The organism is Enterovibrio litoreus, from assembly GCF_045679545.1.
Classification (GTDB): domain Bacteria; phylum Pseudomonadota; class Gammaproteobacteria; order Enterobacterales; family Vibrionaceae; genus Enterovibrio.
Genome location: NZ_CP166195.1, coordinates 247,600 through 265,342, shown reverse-complemented (window position 1 = coordinate 265,342; position 17,743 = coordinate 247,600). Strand labels below are relative to the sequence as shown.

Below are 17,743 nucleotides of genomic sequence, written 5' to 3'. Positions count from 1 at the left end.
AAGGCTATGTCTCTCGAAGGTGCGATAACATTTACGCTAGCTATTTTTATCTTTGTATTGACACCGGGCCCGGGGATTTTTGCCATCCTTGCTCGTGCCATGGTCAAAGGGGCACGTGATTGCACAGCGCTGGCGGCGGGTATGGTGCTGAGCGATCTCGTGTATCTCACGCTGGCTTGTTTTGGCTTGGCGACTATTGCAGAGAACTATGCGGGACTTTTTACCGTTATTCGTTTTGTCGGTGCAGCGTATTTGATTTATCTCGGCTACAAAATGTTTCGTGCACTGCCACAATTGGCCACGGTGCCCGATTCGCAAGAAGAGAAAACCAAAGGACACTTGTCTGCTTTCATCCAAGGCTTTTTGATTTCAACCTCAAACCCGAAAGTGATTTTGTTCTATATCGCTTTCCTGCCCACGTTTATGGATCTGACCATACTGAGTTTGGGCGATGTTGTATTGGCAAACGTCCTTGCTGCCATTGCATTGATGAGCGGTGCGATGCTGGTGGCGTTGGGCGCGGCGAGAGCGGCAAAGCTGTTACGAACAGAAAAAGCCGTCAGACGCATGAACCGGGGGGCGGGCTCTATCATGATTGGCGCGGGCGCTTACTTGGCGTTAAGTCGCTAGCGGATAAGCTACTATCGTCACCAACAAAAAAAGCAGCGGATTCGCTGCTTTTTTTGTGCGTGATGATGTCACTACGCTAAGCCGTTGTTATGCAAGACTGGCTTGAGGTAGCTCTTGAGTCAAAAATGTGTGGGAGAGTTGTGAAACAGCGGATGGCGTGATTAAAGGATGCGATCGGCTTGCGGTGACCACCACGATATCGACAGCAGGCAAGGGAGGAAGGTGAGCGTCATGAATGATCTGAAGATCGGGCGGCACGCTGCCTGATGCCATCGCGGAAATGGCGAGATTTGCGCGTGCAAGTCCTTTAAGTGTGGATGCACTGGTGGTGAAGGTGACCAAGTCGACCTCAATGCCGAACTTGCCCAGCCCGTCTAAAGCGGTGGCATGAAACTTACAATTCTTATCAAACAAGGCCACGGGTAAAGGTCGGCGGTGAACCAAATCCGTGTCGCTGCCGCTCACCCAAACACCTTTGTCGTGCTTGAGTAGCCAGCCTTCGTCGGAATCCGGCGAGCGGGTGATTATCGCCATGTCTAGCTCACCCCTGTCTAAACGCTGTCTGAGCCGAGTGCTAGACGCGCAAAGGATATCGAAGGTTTGATCGCCCACTTGTGAACGTAGCGTTTTGATAAATTGAGGCAATAAGGATTCCGCATAGTCATCAGGGCAACCGAGGCGGATGGGGCGTGATGTATCTTCTCGTTTGAATGCATCCAGCGCTTCGTCGTGACCGGCAATTAAACGGCGCGCATGACTGACAAGGCGCTGACCAGCAAAGCTCAGGCTAAGAGGCCGTTTTTCGCGGTCAAAAAGCGGGCTGCCAAGCTCTTCTTCAAGACGTTTGACTTGCATGCTGATCGCCGACTGCGTGCGATGAATTTGCGCTGCGGCACGGGTGAAACTGCCAGTATCAACAATGGCTAAAAAGCTTCTCAGCGAATCAATATCCATATCGAATACATCCTTAGCATCAACAATTCAAATACAAGGTATCAAGACTATGCGTTAGAAACCTTCAGTGCAACCAAGCATACTGGTTCTGTCTTCACCCCCTCTCAACGCAAAGGAGTGTGCAATGAAACTGATCATCGCGAACAAAAATTATTCCACGTGGTCGTTACGCGGCTGGCTAGCACTGCGTGGCTTCAACATTGATTTCGAAGAAGTCGAGCTTGAGTTATTCACCGAGTCTTTCTACGCAGAGATAACCAAACATTCTGGTGCAGCGAAAGTGCCGGTGCTGGTGGATGGCGATATCGCAGTGTGGGATTCACTGGCCATCAGTGAATATGTGAATGATCGCTACCTTAATGGTAAAGGCTGGCCTCAGGATATCGCCCAGCGCGCCAAAGCACGTGCCATGTCGGCAGAAATGCACTCAGGTTTTAATGCCTTGAGAAATGAAATGCCAATGAATATTCGGGGTCGCCGCAAAATAACACCGTCAGAAGGCTGTTTAAAAGACATCGCCCGAATCGATCAAATCTGGGCAGAGCAAATGAAAGAATTTGGTGAAAAAGGCGGTTGGCTATTCGGTGAGTTTTCCATTGCTGATGTGATGTATGCACCAGTGGCATTAAGGTTTGTGACCTACGGCGTCGCCTTATCACCGCTGGCGCAGGCCTATTCGGACCTTGTGCTAAGCAATCCAGCCGTGCAGCAATGGGTTCGCGAATCGAAATTGGATACGTCCGTGGTATCTGAAGATGAAGCGGGTGTGGAAGTGCATTAAAACGCCTGAGAAGAGAAACGATTACCATACTTTTGGCGGGCATTTGCCCGTCTTTTTTGTTGTTTGGATATATTCCCATCAAATCGCATATTTTTTTGATGTAACCCATCTAAACGGTGCCTCATTTGGGTTTATGGTATTGCCTCATCTCGCAGAAAAGAAGTCGCACACCGATGACAACGATTAATCAAGACAGACTGGTTGAGCATTTTATTGAGCTGGTAAAAATTGACAGCGAATCTGGCAATGAAAAAGCCATGGCTGAAACCCTTGCCGAACAACTTGGGCAAATGGGTTTTTCGGTGATCCAATTGCCCGTTCCGGCACACATCTCTAATGGTTTCAATATTTATGGCAAATTGCCGGGCACACTAGAAGGCAGCATTGTTTTCAGCAGTCACATGGATACCGTGACGCCGGGTAACGGCATTGAGCCGGTGATCGAAGATGGCATTATTCGCTCGAAAGGCGATACAGTGCTTGGCGGTGATGACAAGTCCGGCATCGCAGCAGTAATGGAAGCGGTTCGCGCGATTCAAGAAAGCAGTGAAGCCCACAAAACGATTGAAGTCGCCTTTACGGTTTATGAAGAGCTGGGCCTTGAAGGGGCGAAGCATTTCGACATGAGTAAGATTGAATCGCAGCAAGCGATTGTCTTGGATTCAGGCGGCCCAATAGGCACGATTATTACGACTGCACCGGGTCAGCAAAGCCTAAAAATCACCATCAAAGGTAAACCTGCTCACGCGGGCTTGGCGCCGGAAACTGGTATCAATGCCTTAACCGTGGCGTCTGATGCGATCAGTAACATGACCTTGAGCCGTATCGATGAAGAAACCACTGCAAATATTGGTGTGGTGCGTGGCGGGCAAGCGACCAACATCGTGATGCCTGAGCTTTACATCGAAGCTGAAGCGCGATCGCTGGATGACAACAAACTGGCGAAACAAGTTGAGCATATGGTATCGACGTTTGAAGCCGCAGCGGAAAAGCATGGTGCAGGCATTCAAATTGAATCAACGCGTTCTTACAATGCCTACCGTATTTCTGATGACAACCCACACGTTGTTGCGATTAAAGCAGCGTTCGAAGCAATCGGCATTGAGCCTGTCACCAAACCGACAGGCGGTGGTTCAGATGCCAACATCTTCAATGAAAAAGGGCTGACCACGGTCAACTTGTCGACGGGAATGACCAAGGTACACACGACGGAAGAGTTCATTGCGATTGCCGATCTCGTGGCTATCAGTGAGTTTGTTCGCAGCTACGTCACTCGATAAACACGCGATTTTGCTCTGTTTATTCGAATAAAAATGACTTACTTAGGTAGGGAATGCCGACAAAGCCGCTGCCTGATCGGGCGGCTTTTTCATTAGATATTAAATTCCGCTTATCGAGTCTGTGTACCCAAACGTTGACCCGCAGTGATCACATTGATCATAAGAGCAGCCCAATACCAAATCCATGGAGTTAGATAAGATGACACTTGCGCGCTGAAACAGCGTGGCGTCGGGTGCGATTTTCTTGGGCTCAAGTTGGATGTGTGAGTGCGAGGTGAGTTGCGCGCACTCATTACAAAAGAGCTTGTTGGGGTGTTCTGCCATGTGACCCTCCTTGGTTCGCTTTACAGAATCGAGCACGACATGCTGCATATTTTCAGGTGCTACATGTTGTCGCGCTGACATCCACCCTACACAAACTGGCAGATCTTCCTCATTGATGTCGCCGAGTATTGTGATTCATCTCAAATATTTCCCGTATTTTTGTGCAAAGAGCAACCAGCCCAACTCTGACATTTTCCTGCGTATCTAATCCTTTTGCCCCGCCAAATGGTACAAGCCTACGCATCCCAATTGTCCATTGAGGACAATGAGAAACAGCATTGAAAGATCAAATAACGTATACATTAAAAATTGTTTGATCATAAAGATCCTCACTATGAGCTATGCTTTCGAAGATTAAAGATCGAACAATTAAGTGATAACACTCTCATTTATCGACTAATATTTATGAAAGCACACAGTCAACTTGCGAAATATCTATTTTTTGACAAGACTATCAACGTATACACAAATCATGTAACACGTATAAATGGTTGTGACGCAATGCGATTCTTTCTGGGATGTTCCCATCCAAAAGCGGGGCGCATGAAGAGTGAAGGATGGTGATGAGAAGAACGCTGACAGAAACGGCATATCAGGCTGTCAGGCAAATGGTTTTGTCCAATGAACTTGAAGTCGGGAACTATTACCTCGAAGAAGCGCTGGCACGTCGCATCGACGTGTCACGCACGCCACTGAGGGAAGCATGTATTCGGCTCGCGCAGGAAGGATTGGTTGAGCCAGTGCCAAGGCGCGGTATCTATATCAAGCCGATTTCTTTGGATGAGCTGAATGAAGTGCTTGACGTGGTTGCCGCATTGGAACTCTATGCCATCAGCCATCTTGATCTTCAAACGTTAGATGAGAAAACGTGGGATACCTTGAAGTTTCATCTTCAAGGGCTTTATGACGCGCGCCAACAACAGAACAACAGCAAGTGGGTGAGACATGAGGCGGGATTTCGCATGGCATTGATCCGCCTAACAGGTAACAAAACCTTTCTACTGCTCATGCAGCGCATGATGGATAAATCTCGCCGTGTTCGGGCAATGGTATCCAAGTTAGGGGCAACGCCTTGGGATTCTGTTGACGCATACTCGCGTTTAGTGGGCGCAATAGAACGTGGCGATAAGGAAACGGCGAAAAGTACGCATGAAGCGTATTTGCAGCGAGCCTCGACCGATTTAATTGCTTTATTGAAAGGCATTACGGGCATGATTGAAGCAAGATCGACGCAATAGATGCGAGACCGACGCAATAGACGTTGATGCTGATTTGGCAGCAGCAAAGTAAATGTAAATGTGTAAGCAGTCTAATTTTGGCAGTGGCAATTAATTTGGTTGGAGATAAGGCATGTTAGAGCAGGGTAATCTACGGAAACAGCTCGTTGATTACAGCCGCGAACTTTTTTTACACAGACAGGGTGTAGAGGAGGGGGGCAATCTCTCTGTGTTGACGAGTGATGACACAGTTTTGGTAACGCCAAACGGTTTGAGCCATGGAAAGTTACAACCACAGTTGCTTTCATTGGTGTCTTTGGAAGGTCAGCTCATATCCGGTGACAGGCCGCAATGGGATGTTGAGTGTCATTTGGCCATCTATCGCGCCAATCCAAAGCATCGCGCCATTGTTTCCATGCGTTCTAAGCATATTTCTGAATTGGCTGATAACGCCAGCCTTAATCCGGAAAACGTTTTGCCAGCACTTGCGCCATTCGTTGCAATGCGAACACCCATACTGCCTAGGGTCTCCGTGATTGATGGCAATAGCGCCAGCCATGAGTTTTATATGTTGGCAGAAAAAGCCAGGCAGTATCATGCGGTATTGACTGCAAATCTTGGATTGGTAGTGATGGGCAAAAACTTAAAAGACGCGATGTATAACTTTGAAGAGTTAGAGGAAACCGCAGCGCTAAGATTGCAATATCCCAATGAAAATTTTCAATACCTCAGTAATGAAGAAATTGCCGAGATTAAAGCGGTATTCGCACATTGAAAATACTGGAAATTGCGTTGGCGACTGAATGGTAACAAAGCCCCAGTTAATTAGCTGGGGCTTTGAGTTTTGAGGCAATATACCCATGCAAGCTCATGATGCTGAACAAACATCTTAAGCTTGCTTGGGTATACACTTTATTTCGTTAGTACAAGTAAAAAAGGAGAGCCGGGCTCTCCTTTTTAGTCTTGCTTGCCTGTCCATTATCAATATTTGTCCGTTATCAACATTAGCCAGCTTTGGTGTTCCCAAGCTGTCGAGCGCTTTCATTGAGTGACATCATCGAGCCTTCGACCGATGAAATACCGTTAACCACGGTGTCGGTGAGTGAACTGATTTGAGATAGACTGAGATTAATTTCATTAGCGACTTTTGATTGCTCTTCCGTCGAAGAGGTAATTTCAGAGTTGAGCGTAAAGATTTGATTCGTGCTCTCTTTAATATGGTGGAATACATCGCCGATGGCTTTAATGTTGTTGTGCGAATCTTCCATTAAGGTGGCGGCCTGAGAAATTGAATCGCCCATCGCGTTCGTTTTTGTTTGTAAGCTAGCGATAATCTCTTCGATTTCGTTGGTTGAATCTTGTGTACGTTGTGCCAAGGAACGCACTTCATCTGCAACAACGGCAAATCCGCGCCCTTGCTCACCAGCTCGTGCCGCCTCAATGGCTGCGTTTAACGCGAGTAAGTTGGTTTGTTCTGCAATGGATTTGATCACGTCTAGCACACCCGATACTTGGGTGCTTTCATTGATCAAGCCGCTCATGGCCGACTGAGATTTAGTAAACTCACTCTGTAGCGTGGTCATTGAACTCAGTGCTGAATTCATGGCGTTTTCACCTTCAATCACATTCGCGTCATTGGTAGATGCTTTATTTTCTGCGTCTTGGGTGACTTCAGCAACACGAGAAAGTGCCACTGACATTTCCTCCACCGCGACCACGACAGAATGGGTTTCGCGCTTCAGTGCCTCAGCACTCGTTCGGCTGTTTTGAACTGTGCTGCTGGTGTTTTGTGCAAGTGACGATACCTCTTGAGACACTTTCTCTTGTCCACGCTTCGATTCGGCAAGGCTTTGGAGCAGTGCGTTGATCTGCGCACCAATTGCTGCCACTTCACCTTTACCGAGTTGTGAAATCTGCTTTGTCACATCGCCACTATTTTGAATGGCGGTTAACTGTTCACTAAGCTTCGATACCGGCGTTGAGACTGTTTTACTCACCATGACAAAGCCAATCAGAGAGGCGGCGAGCATGGAGGCCATTAATATCATGGTGACAATCACGCTGGTGTTCAATGCATTAAAATCACGTTCGAAGTAGCCCAAGGTCCGTGTTTCTAACTCTGAGAAAAAACCGTCAATCGGTGACATGATTTTGGCTTTTTCTGAGTGATAAGCTTTGCTGTGGAGTAGTTCTGCAGCAAGGGCGAAATTGGGTTCGCCTTTTACCGTGTATTTACCTGTGGCGCTATCTTGATAGATGCCTTTGACCGCATTCATTGCTTTGACTTCCAAAGCGACCAGTGCGTCAGAGTTGCCTTGTGCCTCTTTGAGCAACTGGAACTCTTTGGCTGAAAAGCCCAGATCTTCCATGCGTTTTTGAATGGAAATTGTCTGGCCATCCGGCTTGGGTTTTTGCCCATATTCCAAAACCAGATCCCAATAGATTTGGTGATATTTCTCTGGCAACGGTTTTTCTCCGTTTCTTATCGCCAGAATATCGAGATACATCTTTTCGTATCCCGCATCGCCAGTTAGCGCGTAGGTTCGTGCAAGTCGGGTTAAATCATCAGAACTTTGGCGCAGTTCGTCTGCAACCTGATAAGAACTGTAACGAACTTCGGAGGTGCCTTTTAGTTTGCCTGCGGAATTCAAAATGGTGGCAGATAACAGAATGGTGCCAAGAGCGAGAATAGATATCAGCCCAAACACCAGAGACATAATTGTTTTGGTTTTCATTTACATGATCCTTCACAAGGAAAGCGCAAAGCGCCACTTCTAAGGCTAAATGTGCCTTGTTTAAAAGTAGGATCATATGGCTAATTAACAAGATTCTGATGTGTAAAAAAAAGAGAGAAAAAAATCACATTTCGCTCTCTTTTATAGAAGTATCAGCTAATATGCTGATATTAATGTCATTTAGTAGTGAATAGCGCGAGGCAGATCTTTAGCTTGTGCGATCCAATCTTCCACTTTGCTTTCTCCAGGAAGTTGTCTAACCAGGTTTTTTTCCTCGTTAACTTCTGCCATTTTTGCCGTGAGATTAGCAGCGTTTCGTTGTGCCAACTCAGGCACTGTGTCTACACCCGCACATTCTAATAGATCAGCATATTGGGTACTGATCCCTTTGATACGTGCAAGGTCAGCGCGGTTTATCCATTTCAGGATAAGTTTGCCACTGATGCCGCTATCTTCTGCGAGAGATTTACGGCCTGAAGGCTGAGCGCCTTTTTCCAGTAGTTGCTCAATAGTGGTGACGCCGATAGCTTCTAGCTTCTCAGCATATGTGCCACCAATTCCTTCAATATCAACAAGCTTAGTCATTTGCCCTGTCTCCTTAACAATAGAGCGATGAAGTCTGTACAGCGGGGTCAGTGAAAAAAGAGAAAGCGCCGACGCTGAAACAAACGGTGCTGTATTAGCAGAAAAAGAGTACCAAGGACACACGGCTGACAACTGTCCTTTTTCTTGTATTTCGATGATTTTGAGCGATGATGACAACAAAAGGCCTGCGACGGCAGGCCTTTGAGCATTTGCTGAATTGGGTAAATACTAGAATTCAGCGGAGAGGATTTTGTTGTCTTCCAAAAGGTTTGTGATAACGTCCTGTCCGAACGAAGAAGAAGCCATGCCAATGCCTTCTGCCAAATCGGAAACAGACAGACCGGCAAATTCGATTTGCTGATCAACGTCTGTGCCATTTGACGCAATAGACAAGACAGCTTCATTGTCGGCATTGTTTTCAAGTGACACAAGGTACTGACCGATATCTTCGTTTTCGACGTTGTCGAGAATATCACTCAGATCGATGATGTCATCGGTCACTGAATAATCCATGATCGTATCGATGGTGTTTTGGCCGACATCGTTTTGCAAGAAAATGAATGTGTCGGAACCTTCACCGCCAAACATGTCATCAGAGCCCGCACCGCCAGTGATGAGATCATTGCCTAAACCACCGTCGATATAATCGTCCCCACCAAAGCCTCGTATTGTATTCACGTTATCGTCGCCAACGAGGACGTTATCACCTGAAAGACCGTCGATGACGTTGTCATCGACAAGATCATGCAGTTCTGCGTCTGCATTGCCGCCGGAACGGATATCAAACGTGCTTTCAATTGTATCGCCAAACTCGTTAGCGAGAGTGAACGAAAACTGCTCTAACATCTCGTCTGTGGTGGCTTCCGAGGTCAATCGATAGCTGTAGCTGCCTTCATCATGGTTTTCATCATCACTGCCGTAAATGGTAAGTTCACCACGTGCCGTTTCGACGACCACCGTCCCATTGGTCACATCATAAACCGCCCCATCAAGAGTGATTGAAGCAAGATGCCACTGACCAACGGCTTGTTCACTCTCTATCAAATTCCCTGTCGCAAGGAAGTTGCCTTGGCTGTTGTTCACGACGGCCACCTCATCAAAAGAGGGGGCAGGGGTTGAGATGAAAGACGCGAACTCATTGTCTGATGCAAATTCAAAATTGTCATCGCTAAGCGTTGAGAACGCGATGTTTTCTAGACGAAGTACATTATCGCCAACCGACAGTAAGGTGTCGTCACCATCTTGTGATAAATCAAGAAATTCGAACGAAAGAAGCCCCAAGGCTTTAGGCACCACGATTTTGTCATCGCGGACACTGAAATCGGTCACAGTGTCATTACCTTTACCGTCATAAACTACCACATTGTTACCGCTGCCGAGCGTAAGGGTATTTGTACCTTCACCACCATACACAGTATCGCTGCCGCTGCTGCCAGAAAGGTTATCATTACCTTTGCCACCGAACAGTAAGTCATCGCCGCTGCCGCCATTCAGGCGATCATCGTCATCTCCGCCGTCTAATGTGTCATTGCCGCTACCGCCGTAAAGCTTGTCTTTACCGTTGTCGCCAAATACGACGTCATTGCCATCACTACCATAAAGGGTGTCGTCACCGTCGCCACCTTTAACAACATCGTTACCAACACCGCCATAGATCAAGTCTTGGCCGTCGCCGCCAGACAGGGTGTCGGTACCCACGTCGCCCCAAAGCTTATCGTCGCCATCGCCGCCGAATTGAACATCGTTGCCTTTGCCGCCATAAAGCCTGTCGTCTCCGGCGTCGCCATTAAGGATGTCGTTGCCGACGTCACCATAAAGCGTGTCATTGTCGTCACCGCCGCTCATGATGTCTTTGCCTTTGCCGCCGAAGAGGGTGTCATCTCCTTTGCCGCCTTCTAGGCCATCTTTCGCGTTACCGCCATAAAGGATGTCATCATCGTCGCCACCATAAAGCGTATCGGTGCCTTCACTGCCATAGAGCGTGTCTTTGCCTTCGTCACCGTACAAGGTGTCGTTACCTTGTGAGCCGTAGAGTTTGTCGTCGCCTTCTAGGCCGTGAGCGATATCGTCATTTTGTTTGGCGAAAATAATATCGTCTTCCGACGTGCCATTTAGGACGTCATCTTGCGGTGTACCGACAATCACGGAATCTGGACGATCTCCATCATCGTCTTTACCTTTCCCTTTTCCATTGTTCTCATCTTGCGCGTCTGTGTTGTCGTTTTGTTCGCTATTGTCTTGGTTACCTAATTGCGCAGCAATGTACGCGCTATATCTTGCTGACAGCACACCATAGAACTGTGGCGGCGTGAGATTGATCTCAGGATTTAGGTCTTTTGCAGCATCAAACAAGCTTTTCAGTAACGAACCGTCTTCACCATTGAAGCCGGAAAAATCCGTCATCGAGTTGGCTTCAACGGGTTGATTCTGCGCACTGACAATTTCAATCACTTTGGCTGGTGTATTGTCCGGCAAGACGACTGTCGTGTCTTCGTCTTTGCCTATCAGCAAGATGTCATTGTTGACTGCAATAACTTCATCTTTTGTTTCTACAGATGCAGACTCGCTGTGTTGGCTGACGATGATGTCTCCGTGCTTAAGTCCGTCGCCTACTTTCAATACTTCCTGCTTGCCAGATGATGAAATGACAAATACGTTTCCTTCCACCTCTGTCACGTCCAATTTACGCTTTGACATAATAACTCCGGGCACTCTTTTAAATGACTTATGACCCGAGCCTAGAAGTGATTTTCAGGATGTACAAATAATGCAATATGCGTGTCAAAATGAGGATTTATTGTAGGCATTTATCATTATGAAAATGGAATTTAATGTTCTGTTTTATATCGGTTTTTAGTGATTTTTAATGTTGAAATCTGAGGGGGTGATAAAGCAGGATGCAAAAAGAAGGGAAGTGGCAAAATTTTTGACACAAAAACTTTCTGGTCAAAAATGGGGTTTAACTGGACAGCAATGGGTCTTGATATCAAAAAGAAGGGCCATCACATTGGATAGCCCTTTTTATTGTTCAAATGTGCGAGGTTAAAGGCGCATGATCACTCTTCCATGTAGCTTTCAATGCTGGGGCAGGAACAAATCAGGTTACGGTCACCGTAGACGTTATCGACACGGTTTACCGTTGGCCAGTATTTGGCGCTCTTCGCTTGCACGCTAGGGAAGCAGGCTTGCTCGCGGCTGTATGGGCGATCCCACTCTTCTGCCATCAGATCAGCTTGGGTGTGCGGCGCATTCACCAATGGGTTGTTCTCCAGTGGCCATTCACCGTCTTGAACCTTGGCGATTTCTTCACGGATAGCGATCATCGCATCGCAGAAACGATCCAGTTCGGCTTTGTCTTCACTTTCTGTTGGTTCAATCATCAGTGTGCCAGCAACAGGGAATGACATAGTCGGCGCGTGGAAACCAAAGTCCATCAGGCGTTTCGCAATGTCTTCTTCACTGATGCCGGATGCATCTTTGAGTGGGCGAATATCAATGATGCACTCATGCGCAATACGCCCGTGTGTACCGCGGTACAATACTGGGTAGTAAGGGCGCAAGCGCTCCATCACATAGTTTGCGCTCAAGATGGCGATCTTGGTGGCTTCTGTTAGGCCTTGCTCACCCATCATGGCGATGTATGCCCAAGAGATTGGCAAGATAGACGCGCTGCCCAACTGCGCAGCAGAAACCGCGAACTGCGAGCCGTCTTCAACATGGCCTGGTAAGAATGGTGCAAGGTGCGATTTCACACCGATTGGACCCATACCTGGGCCGCCACCACCGTGTGGAATACAGAAGGTTTTGTGTAGGTTAAGATGCGACACGTCTGAGCCAATAAAGCCCGGAGTTGTCAAACCAACCTGTGCGTTCATGTTCGCGCCATCAAGGTACACTTGACCGCCGGCTTCATGAACCAATTCACATACTTCTTGCACTGCTTCTTCATAGACGCCGTGTGTCGATGGGTAGGTGATCATGATGCATGACAGTTCATCGCGGTGTTTTTCGATCTTCGCTTTCAGATCGTTCACATCGATGTTGCCATTTTCATCACAGCCGACAACAACAACTTTCATAGAAACCATGGCCGCTGACGCAGGGTTTGTGCCGTGTGCGGAACTTGGGATCAGACACACATTGCGGTGCGCATCACCACGGCTTTCATGGTAGCGCTGAATAGCGACCAAGCCAGCGTATTCGCCCTGTGCGCCGGAGTTAGGCTGCAAAGACATGGCATCGTAGCCGGTGATTTCACACAGCATTTTGCTGAGTGAATCCGCCAATTCGGCATAACCCAATGCTTGATTAGCAGGAACAAACGGGTGCAATGCGCCAAATTCTGGCCAAGTAACAGGGATCATCTCCGCAGCAGCGTTGAGCTTCATGGTGCAGCTGCCAAGCGGGATCATGCCGTGCGTCAGCGAGAAATCTTTGTTTTCTAGCTTCTTCATATAGCGCATCAGCTGAGTTTCACTCTGATGTGTATTAAACACAGGGTGAGTCAGGTAATTGCTGGTACGACGGCAAGATTGCGGAATGGCAGCGAACTCGTCAGCTTCAACAGAAGAGGCAAACTGTGCCACGTCTGATCCGCCCGTCATGGCAGCGATCAGCGAATTCACTTCGTCTAGAGTCGTCGTTTCATCGAAGCTTACACCCAGTTGACCATCCAGCTTACGCAGGTTGAAGCCTGCATCTTCTGCTTTCTGGAACAGTGCATCAGTGTCTGCGCCTGTGTTCAGAGTAATGGTGTCGAAGAAATCATGGTAGGCAAGGGTAACGCCTGCGTGGTTAAACGCAGCGGCAGCCAACGCGGTCAGGTGATGAACGCGACGAGCGATTTTCTTCAAGCCGTGTGGGCCATGATAAACCGCATAGAACGCCGCCATGTTGGCCAGTAGCGCCTGTGCAGTACATATGTTTGACGTTGCTTTCTCGCGGCGAATATGTTGCTCGCGTGTTTGCATGGCCATGCGCAGTGCTTGGTTGCCTTTGGTGTCGATAGACACACCAATGACGCGACCCGGCATGGTGCGCTTGAGTTTGTCACGCGTTGCCATAAAGGCCGCGTGTGGACCGCCAAAGCCCATTGGCACGCCGAAGCGTTGCGCGGAACCAATCACGACATCTGCGCCCATTTCGCCCGGTGCTTTTAGCAGGGTAAGCGACAGCAGATCGGTCGCAACGCTGACTAGCGTTTTATTCGCCTGTGCAGCAGCAATCAGGTCAGTGAGGTCACGTACCTGGCCGGTCGTGCCTGGGTATTGCAACAAGGCACCGAAAACATCATGCGTTGGGAGCGTGTCTTCAGCACCAACAATGACATCAAAGCCCATGAACTGTGCGCGAGTTTTGATCACGTCCAGTGTTTGCGGGTGAACATTATCTGCTACAAAGAAGGCGTTGCTTTTGCTCTTACCGCCACGTTGACACAAGGTCATGGCTTCTGCCGCCGCGGTCGCTTCATCAAGCAGTGATGCGTTCGCCAGATCCATGCCGGTCAAATCCATCACCATTTGCTGGAAGTTCAGCAAGGATTCAAGGCGGCCTTGAGAAATTTCAGGCTGGTACGGGGTATAAGCCGTGTACCAACCTGGGTTTTCAAGTACGTTACGCAAAATTGGGTTTGGTGTGTGTGTGCCATAGTAACCCTGACCAATGAAACTGCGCTTGATGACGTTCTTGCTGGCAATGGCTTTAAGCTTTTGCAGCATCGCGACTTCGCTCAGTGCGTCATCAAGTTCCAAAGGTTGAGCTAAACGAATACCAGCAGGCACTGTTTCTTCAATCAAATGATCGAGGCTGGTGGCGTTAACCGTTTGCAACATCTCGTGCTGATCGGATTCGCGCGGACCATTGTGGCGAGTGGCAAACTCGTTGTGAGCTTGCAGTTGATCAAGTAAGCGTGATTCTGTCATGACCTTCGTCCTGAATTAGTCTTCGATGGTTTCTTGGTACGCGTCAGCATTCATTAAATGATCAAGATTACTGTCATCTGCTAACTTAATTTTTGCGATCCAACCGCCTTCAAACGGTTCTTCGTTCACCAACTCTGGGCTATCTTCCAAATTCTCGTTCACTTCGACAACTTCACCGTTTACTGGGCCGTAAATGTCAGATGCAGCTTTGACTGATTCCACCAGAGAAAAGCCTTCGCCGACTTCAACTTCACTGCCCACTTCAGGCAGGTCAACAAAAACGACATCGCCAAGAAGCTGTTGAGCGTGATCGGAAATACCGACAGTTACCGTGCCGTCGCCATTGTCTTTTACCCACTCATGGCTTTCAGAAAACTTCAGGGTTGCATCCATTTTTACATCTCCGTATGAAACGAGTTAATTGTTGTCCGTTGCACAAACAACGGAAAATTTGGGCTTCCTAGATGCCCAGTCTTCCCACTGGACACCAATAAGTGCTTTGTTGAGTTCTTTGCTTTATCCGCTGTTGATAATCAACACTTGTTAACAAGCAACCACGTTAATCGCGATGGCGTTGGTCGCTAATCCGCCTTGCGATGTTTCTTTGTATTTGCTCATCATGTCCAAACCGGTTTCATGCATGGTTTTGATTACGCTGTCGAGCGAAACATGGTGGCTGCCATCGCCATTGAGCGCTAATCGCGTTGCGTTAATCGCTTTCACTGCGCCCATGGTGTTGCGTTCTATACACGGCACCTGTACCAGGCCATTTATCGGGTCGCAGGTCAGGCCAAGGTTGTGTTCCATGCCGATTTCTGCGGCATTCTCTATTTGTTCCGGTGTCGCATTCATCGCGGCGGCTAGTCCGGCGGCGGCCATTGAGCAGGCCACGCCAATTTCGCCTTGGCAACCGACTTCCGCAGCAGAAATCGACGCATTGGTTTTATACAGTGAACCAATCGCTGCAGCCGTCGCTAAAAATGTGCGAATACCATCGATGTTGTTGGGTGCAACAAACTTGTGGTAATAAGCCAGTACAGCCGGAATTACGCCCGCTGCGCCATTTGTTGGCGCGGTAACAACACGTCCGCCAGCGGCGTTTTCTTCGTTAACTGCCATGGCATACATGTTGACCCAATCGTTGGTATCGACAGGTAAACCGTCAGTGTCTTTCTTCAAAATGCAATCATGCAATTTTTTTGCACGTCGCTTGAGTTCTAACCCGCCCGGTAACACGCCATCTTGTTCAATCCCGCGTTCAATGCAGGCGAGCATTACTTGCCAAATGGCATCAATTTGCGCATTAACGGTCTTCATGGTGGCGCGTTTGTCGCTATGTTTGGCGCGAGCAAGCTCATTAATGAACATGAGTTGGGCAATCGATTTTTGTTCTTTTTCACAATGCGCCAGCAGTTCGACTGCGCTGCTGAATGGGAAAGGTGGTTTGAAATCAGACGCCAGTGCATCCGTTTCACCTTTCTCAACCACAAAACCGCCACCAACAGAGAAATAGGTGCGAGAGAGCAGGGATTCGCCGTCTTTGCCAGAAGCCGTTAGCGTCATACCGTTTGGATGCTCGGGGAGCACTTGATCGAAATGGAAAACCAAATCGGTATCCCAATCGAATGGAATGAAACGATGACCGTCTAGCGGTAGCTCTTTGCTGCCTTTGACCATGGCTGCCATGGTTGGGATATCGTCTGAGTTAATGGTGTCTGGCCATTCGCCCATTAATCCCATCACGCAAGCTACATCTGTTGCGTGACCTTTGCCTGTGAGCGCGAGTGAACCATATAGTTCCACTCTTACTGTTTCCACACTGTGTAGTTGTTCAAGTTCACGTAAAGCAGAAGCGAATCGAGCGCTTGCCAACATAGGGCCCACCGTGTGGGAGCTTGAAGGGCCAACGCCAATTTTAAACAGGTCAAACATGCTGTGGCTCATCGCACGTATCCTTGCTTTGTAGGTTATGCATCACGGATACCGAGGTAATGGATAGTCCGTGTCATGTGTTGTCGTCCCGTTCTCATGGTTGCTTATCCAGCCTGTGCATTGCACATCACTACTTTGGTTATAGTCGTCGTGGGTGGAGCAACCTTGATTTTTTATGGTTATTTCGACTTCAACATTTGCGTAACATACAACTCGAATTTGCGTCCTGCAAAACAAAATTTCCTATAGGAAACTCTCAGTGTGATCTCATAGGCAGTTCTGACATTCCTCCACCTCAACAATGACTTCAGACAGCCCATCTTGCGCAATCGTTTGCCTTTTTACTCTTTTGCTGGAAAAATTGCAATTAACAATTACTTGAAAATAATTAATAGTGTTTATTAACAATGAGTTAAGTTTGACTTGCTTAAGGTGGCTGTTTTGTGGGTGAAATAGCGGACTATTCGGTGAAGATAATTCGTACTAGACATCTTACTTGAGCGCGCTAAGGTAAATACGTAAGTTTCCTATAAGAAACTTTTTGTTAAAAATGTTAACTTGACCGTGTTGGATAAACGGATTCTCGTGTAAAAATGGCGGCTCAAAAAATTCGCCAGCTAGGCGCGGTGTATGGATCGGCAAGGTGAGGGACGATAAATGACAGATTCAGATGCACAGGATGTGTATCCGTCAGTAGCCATTGAAAGAGCCAGTGGGCAAGCAGATGCGCACATAGCGCCGCTAAAGCTGGGTGAGCGACTGAAAGAAATTCGCACCAACAGTGGCCTGACGTTAGAAGAAGCGAGCAAGCTAACGGGCTTGGCGCGCTCGACATTATCCAAAATCGAGAATGAGCAAATCTCGCCAACATTTCAAGCTATGCAGAAACTGGCGGCGGGACTAAAAATCGATATTCCGCAGCTTTTTGCGCCACCCAAGCAGCGCAAAGGCATGGGGCGCCGCGATGTCACGCGAGTTGGCGAAGGCAAAATGCGTCCAACAGGGACTTATGAGCACGAATTGTTGGCGGCGCAGCTAACCAACAAGAAGATGTTTCCATTCAAATCTCGGGTTCGTGCTCGTACATTTGAAGAGTACGACGAGTGGATCCGTCACGATGGCGAAGAGTTTTTGCTGGTACTAGAAGGCACGATTGCCTTCTTTTCAGAATTTTATGAAGCGATTGAGCTAAACGAGGGCGATAGCGTGTATTACGACGCCGCGATGGGTCACATGCTGGCCTCGGTTAGTGAAGAAGATGCCCTGATTCTATGGGTAACCGCGTCCTGATAGTGTGTCAGACGCATACATATTTTAGCCCGCTGATATCTCTAGCTTGCTTACACCTTGAGCTTACAGATAGAGCGGAAATGCGAGAACGTCG

General features: G+C 48.0%; 13 protein-coding genes. 6 read left to right on the top strand and 7 right to left on the bottom strand.

Annotation, left to right across the window (positions count from 1 at the left end):
- The first annotated feature begins 6 nt into the window (after positions 1-6).
- On the top strand, positions 7-630 hold the full coding sequence (locus AB8599_RS16845) for a LysE family translocator (protein ID WP_407334061.1): 624 nt from the start codon (positions 7-9) through the stop codon (positions 628-630).
- A gap of 87 nt (positions 631-717) precedes the next feature.
- Here the strand turns inward: AB8599_RS16845 and AB8599_RS16840 are convergent, their stop codons facing one another.
- Complete coding sequence (locus AB8599_RS16840) at positions 718-1,584, bottom strand: LysR family transcriptional regulator (protein WP_407334060.1); 867 nt, start codon at positions 1,582-1,584, stop codon at positions 718-720.
- A gap of 124 nt (positions 1,585-1,708) precedes the next feature.
- On the opposite strand from AB8599_RS16840, the gene AB8599_RS16835 reads away from it, so the two are divergent.
- The 4 genes from AB8599_RS16835 (at position 1,709) to AB8599_RS16820 (ending at position 5,961) form a co-directional block, all read left to right on the top strand.
- Positions 1,709-2,365 (top strand): glutathione S-transferase family protein, encoded by a 657-nt coding sequence (locus AB8599_RS16835; protein WP_407334059.1) that lies wholly within the window; start codon positions 1,709-1,711, stop codon positions 2,363-2,365.
- A 173-nt stretch (positions 2,366-2,538) separates the two neighbouring features.
- Positions 2,539-3,645, top strand: coding sequence for a M20/M25/M40 family metallo-hydrolase (locus AB8599_RS16830; RefSeq protein ID WP_407334058.1), 1,107 nt, complete (start codon positions 2,539-2,541; stop codon positions 3,643-3,645).
- Positions 3,646-4,532: 887 nt separating this feature from the next.
- Complete coding sequence (locus AB8599_RS16825; RefSeq protein ID WP_407334057.1) at positions 4,533-5,207, top strand: GntR family transcriptional regulator; 675 nt, start codon at positions 4,533-4,535, stop codon at positions 5,205-5,207.
- Between the two features lie 112 nt (positions 5,208-5,319).
- Positions 5,320-5,961: a class II aldolase/adducin family protein gene (locus tag AB8599_RS16820; protein WP_407334056.1), complete on the top strand. Its 642-nt coding sequence runs from the start codon at positions 5,320-5,322 to the stop codon at positions 5,959-5,961.
- A 229-nt stretch (positions 5,962-6,190) separates the two neighbouring features.
- On the opposite strand, the gene AB8599_RS16815 is transcribed toward AB8599_RS16820, so the two are convergent.
- From AB8599_RS16815 to AB8599_RS16790, 6 genes are all read right to left on the bottom strand, one after another.
- A complete protein-coding gene (locus AB8599_RS16815) occupies positions 6,191-7,921 on the bottom strand; it encodes a methyl-accepting chemotaxis protein (RefSeq protein WP_407334055.1) in 1,731 nt (576 codons plus the stop codon).
- A 180-nt stretch (positions 7,922-8,101) separates the two neighbouring features.
- Positions 8,102-8,506, bottom strand: a complete 405-nt coding sequence (locus tag AB8599_RS16810) for a DUF4332 domain-containing protein (protein WP_407334054.1) — start codon at positions 8,504-8,506, stop codon at positions 8,102-8,104.
- A 228-nt stretch (positions 8,507-8,734) separates the two neighbouring features.
- A complete protein-coding gene (locus tag AB8599_RS16805; protein WP_407334053.1) occupies positions 8,735-11,203 on the bottom strand; it encodes a hypothetical protein in 2,469 nt (822 codons plus the stop codon).
- Between the two features lie 359 nt (positions 11,204-11,562).
- A complete protein-coding gene (gcvP, locus tag AB8599_RS16800; protein WP_407334052.1) occupies positions 11,563-14,427 on the bottom strand; it encodes an aminomethyl-transferring glycine dehydrogenase in 2,865 nt (954 codons plus the stop codon).
- A 15-nt stretch (positions 14,428-14,442) separates the two neighbouring features.
- Positions 14,443-14,820 carry a glycine cleavage system protein GcvH gene (gene gcvH / locus AB8599_RS16795; RefSeq protein ID WP_407334051.1) on the bottom strand — a complete coding sequence of 126 codons (378 nt, stop codon included), beginning with the start codon at positions 14,818-14,820 and terminating at the stop codon, positions 14,443-14,445.
- Between the two features lie 150 nt (positions 14,821-14,970).
- Positions 14,971-16,371 (bottom strand): L-serine ammonia-lyase, encoded by a 1,401-nt coding sequence (locus tag AB8599_RS16790; protein WP_407334050.1) that lies wholly within the window; start codon positions 16,369-16,371, stop codon positions 14,971-14,973.
- A gap of 645 nt (positions 16,372-17,016) precedes the next feature.
- Here AB8599_RS16790 and AB8599_RS16785 point away from each other — a divergent pair.
- The gene (locus tag AB8599_RS16785; RefSeq protein WP_407334049.1) at positions 17,017-17,649 is read left to right on the top strand and encodes a helix-turn-helix domain-containing protein; all 633 of its coding nucleotides are present in this window, start codon (positions 17,017-17,019) and stop codon (positions 17,647-17,649) included.
- The last annotated feature ends 94 nt before the right edge of the window (positions 17,650-17,743 follow it).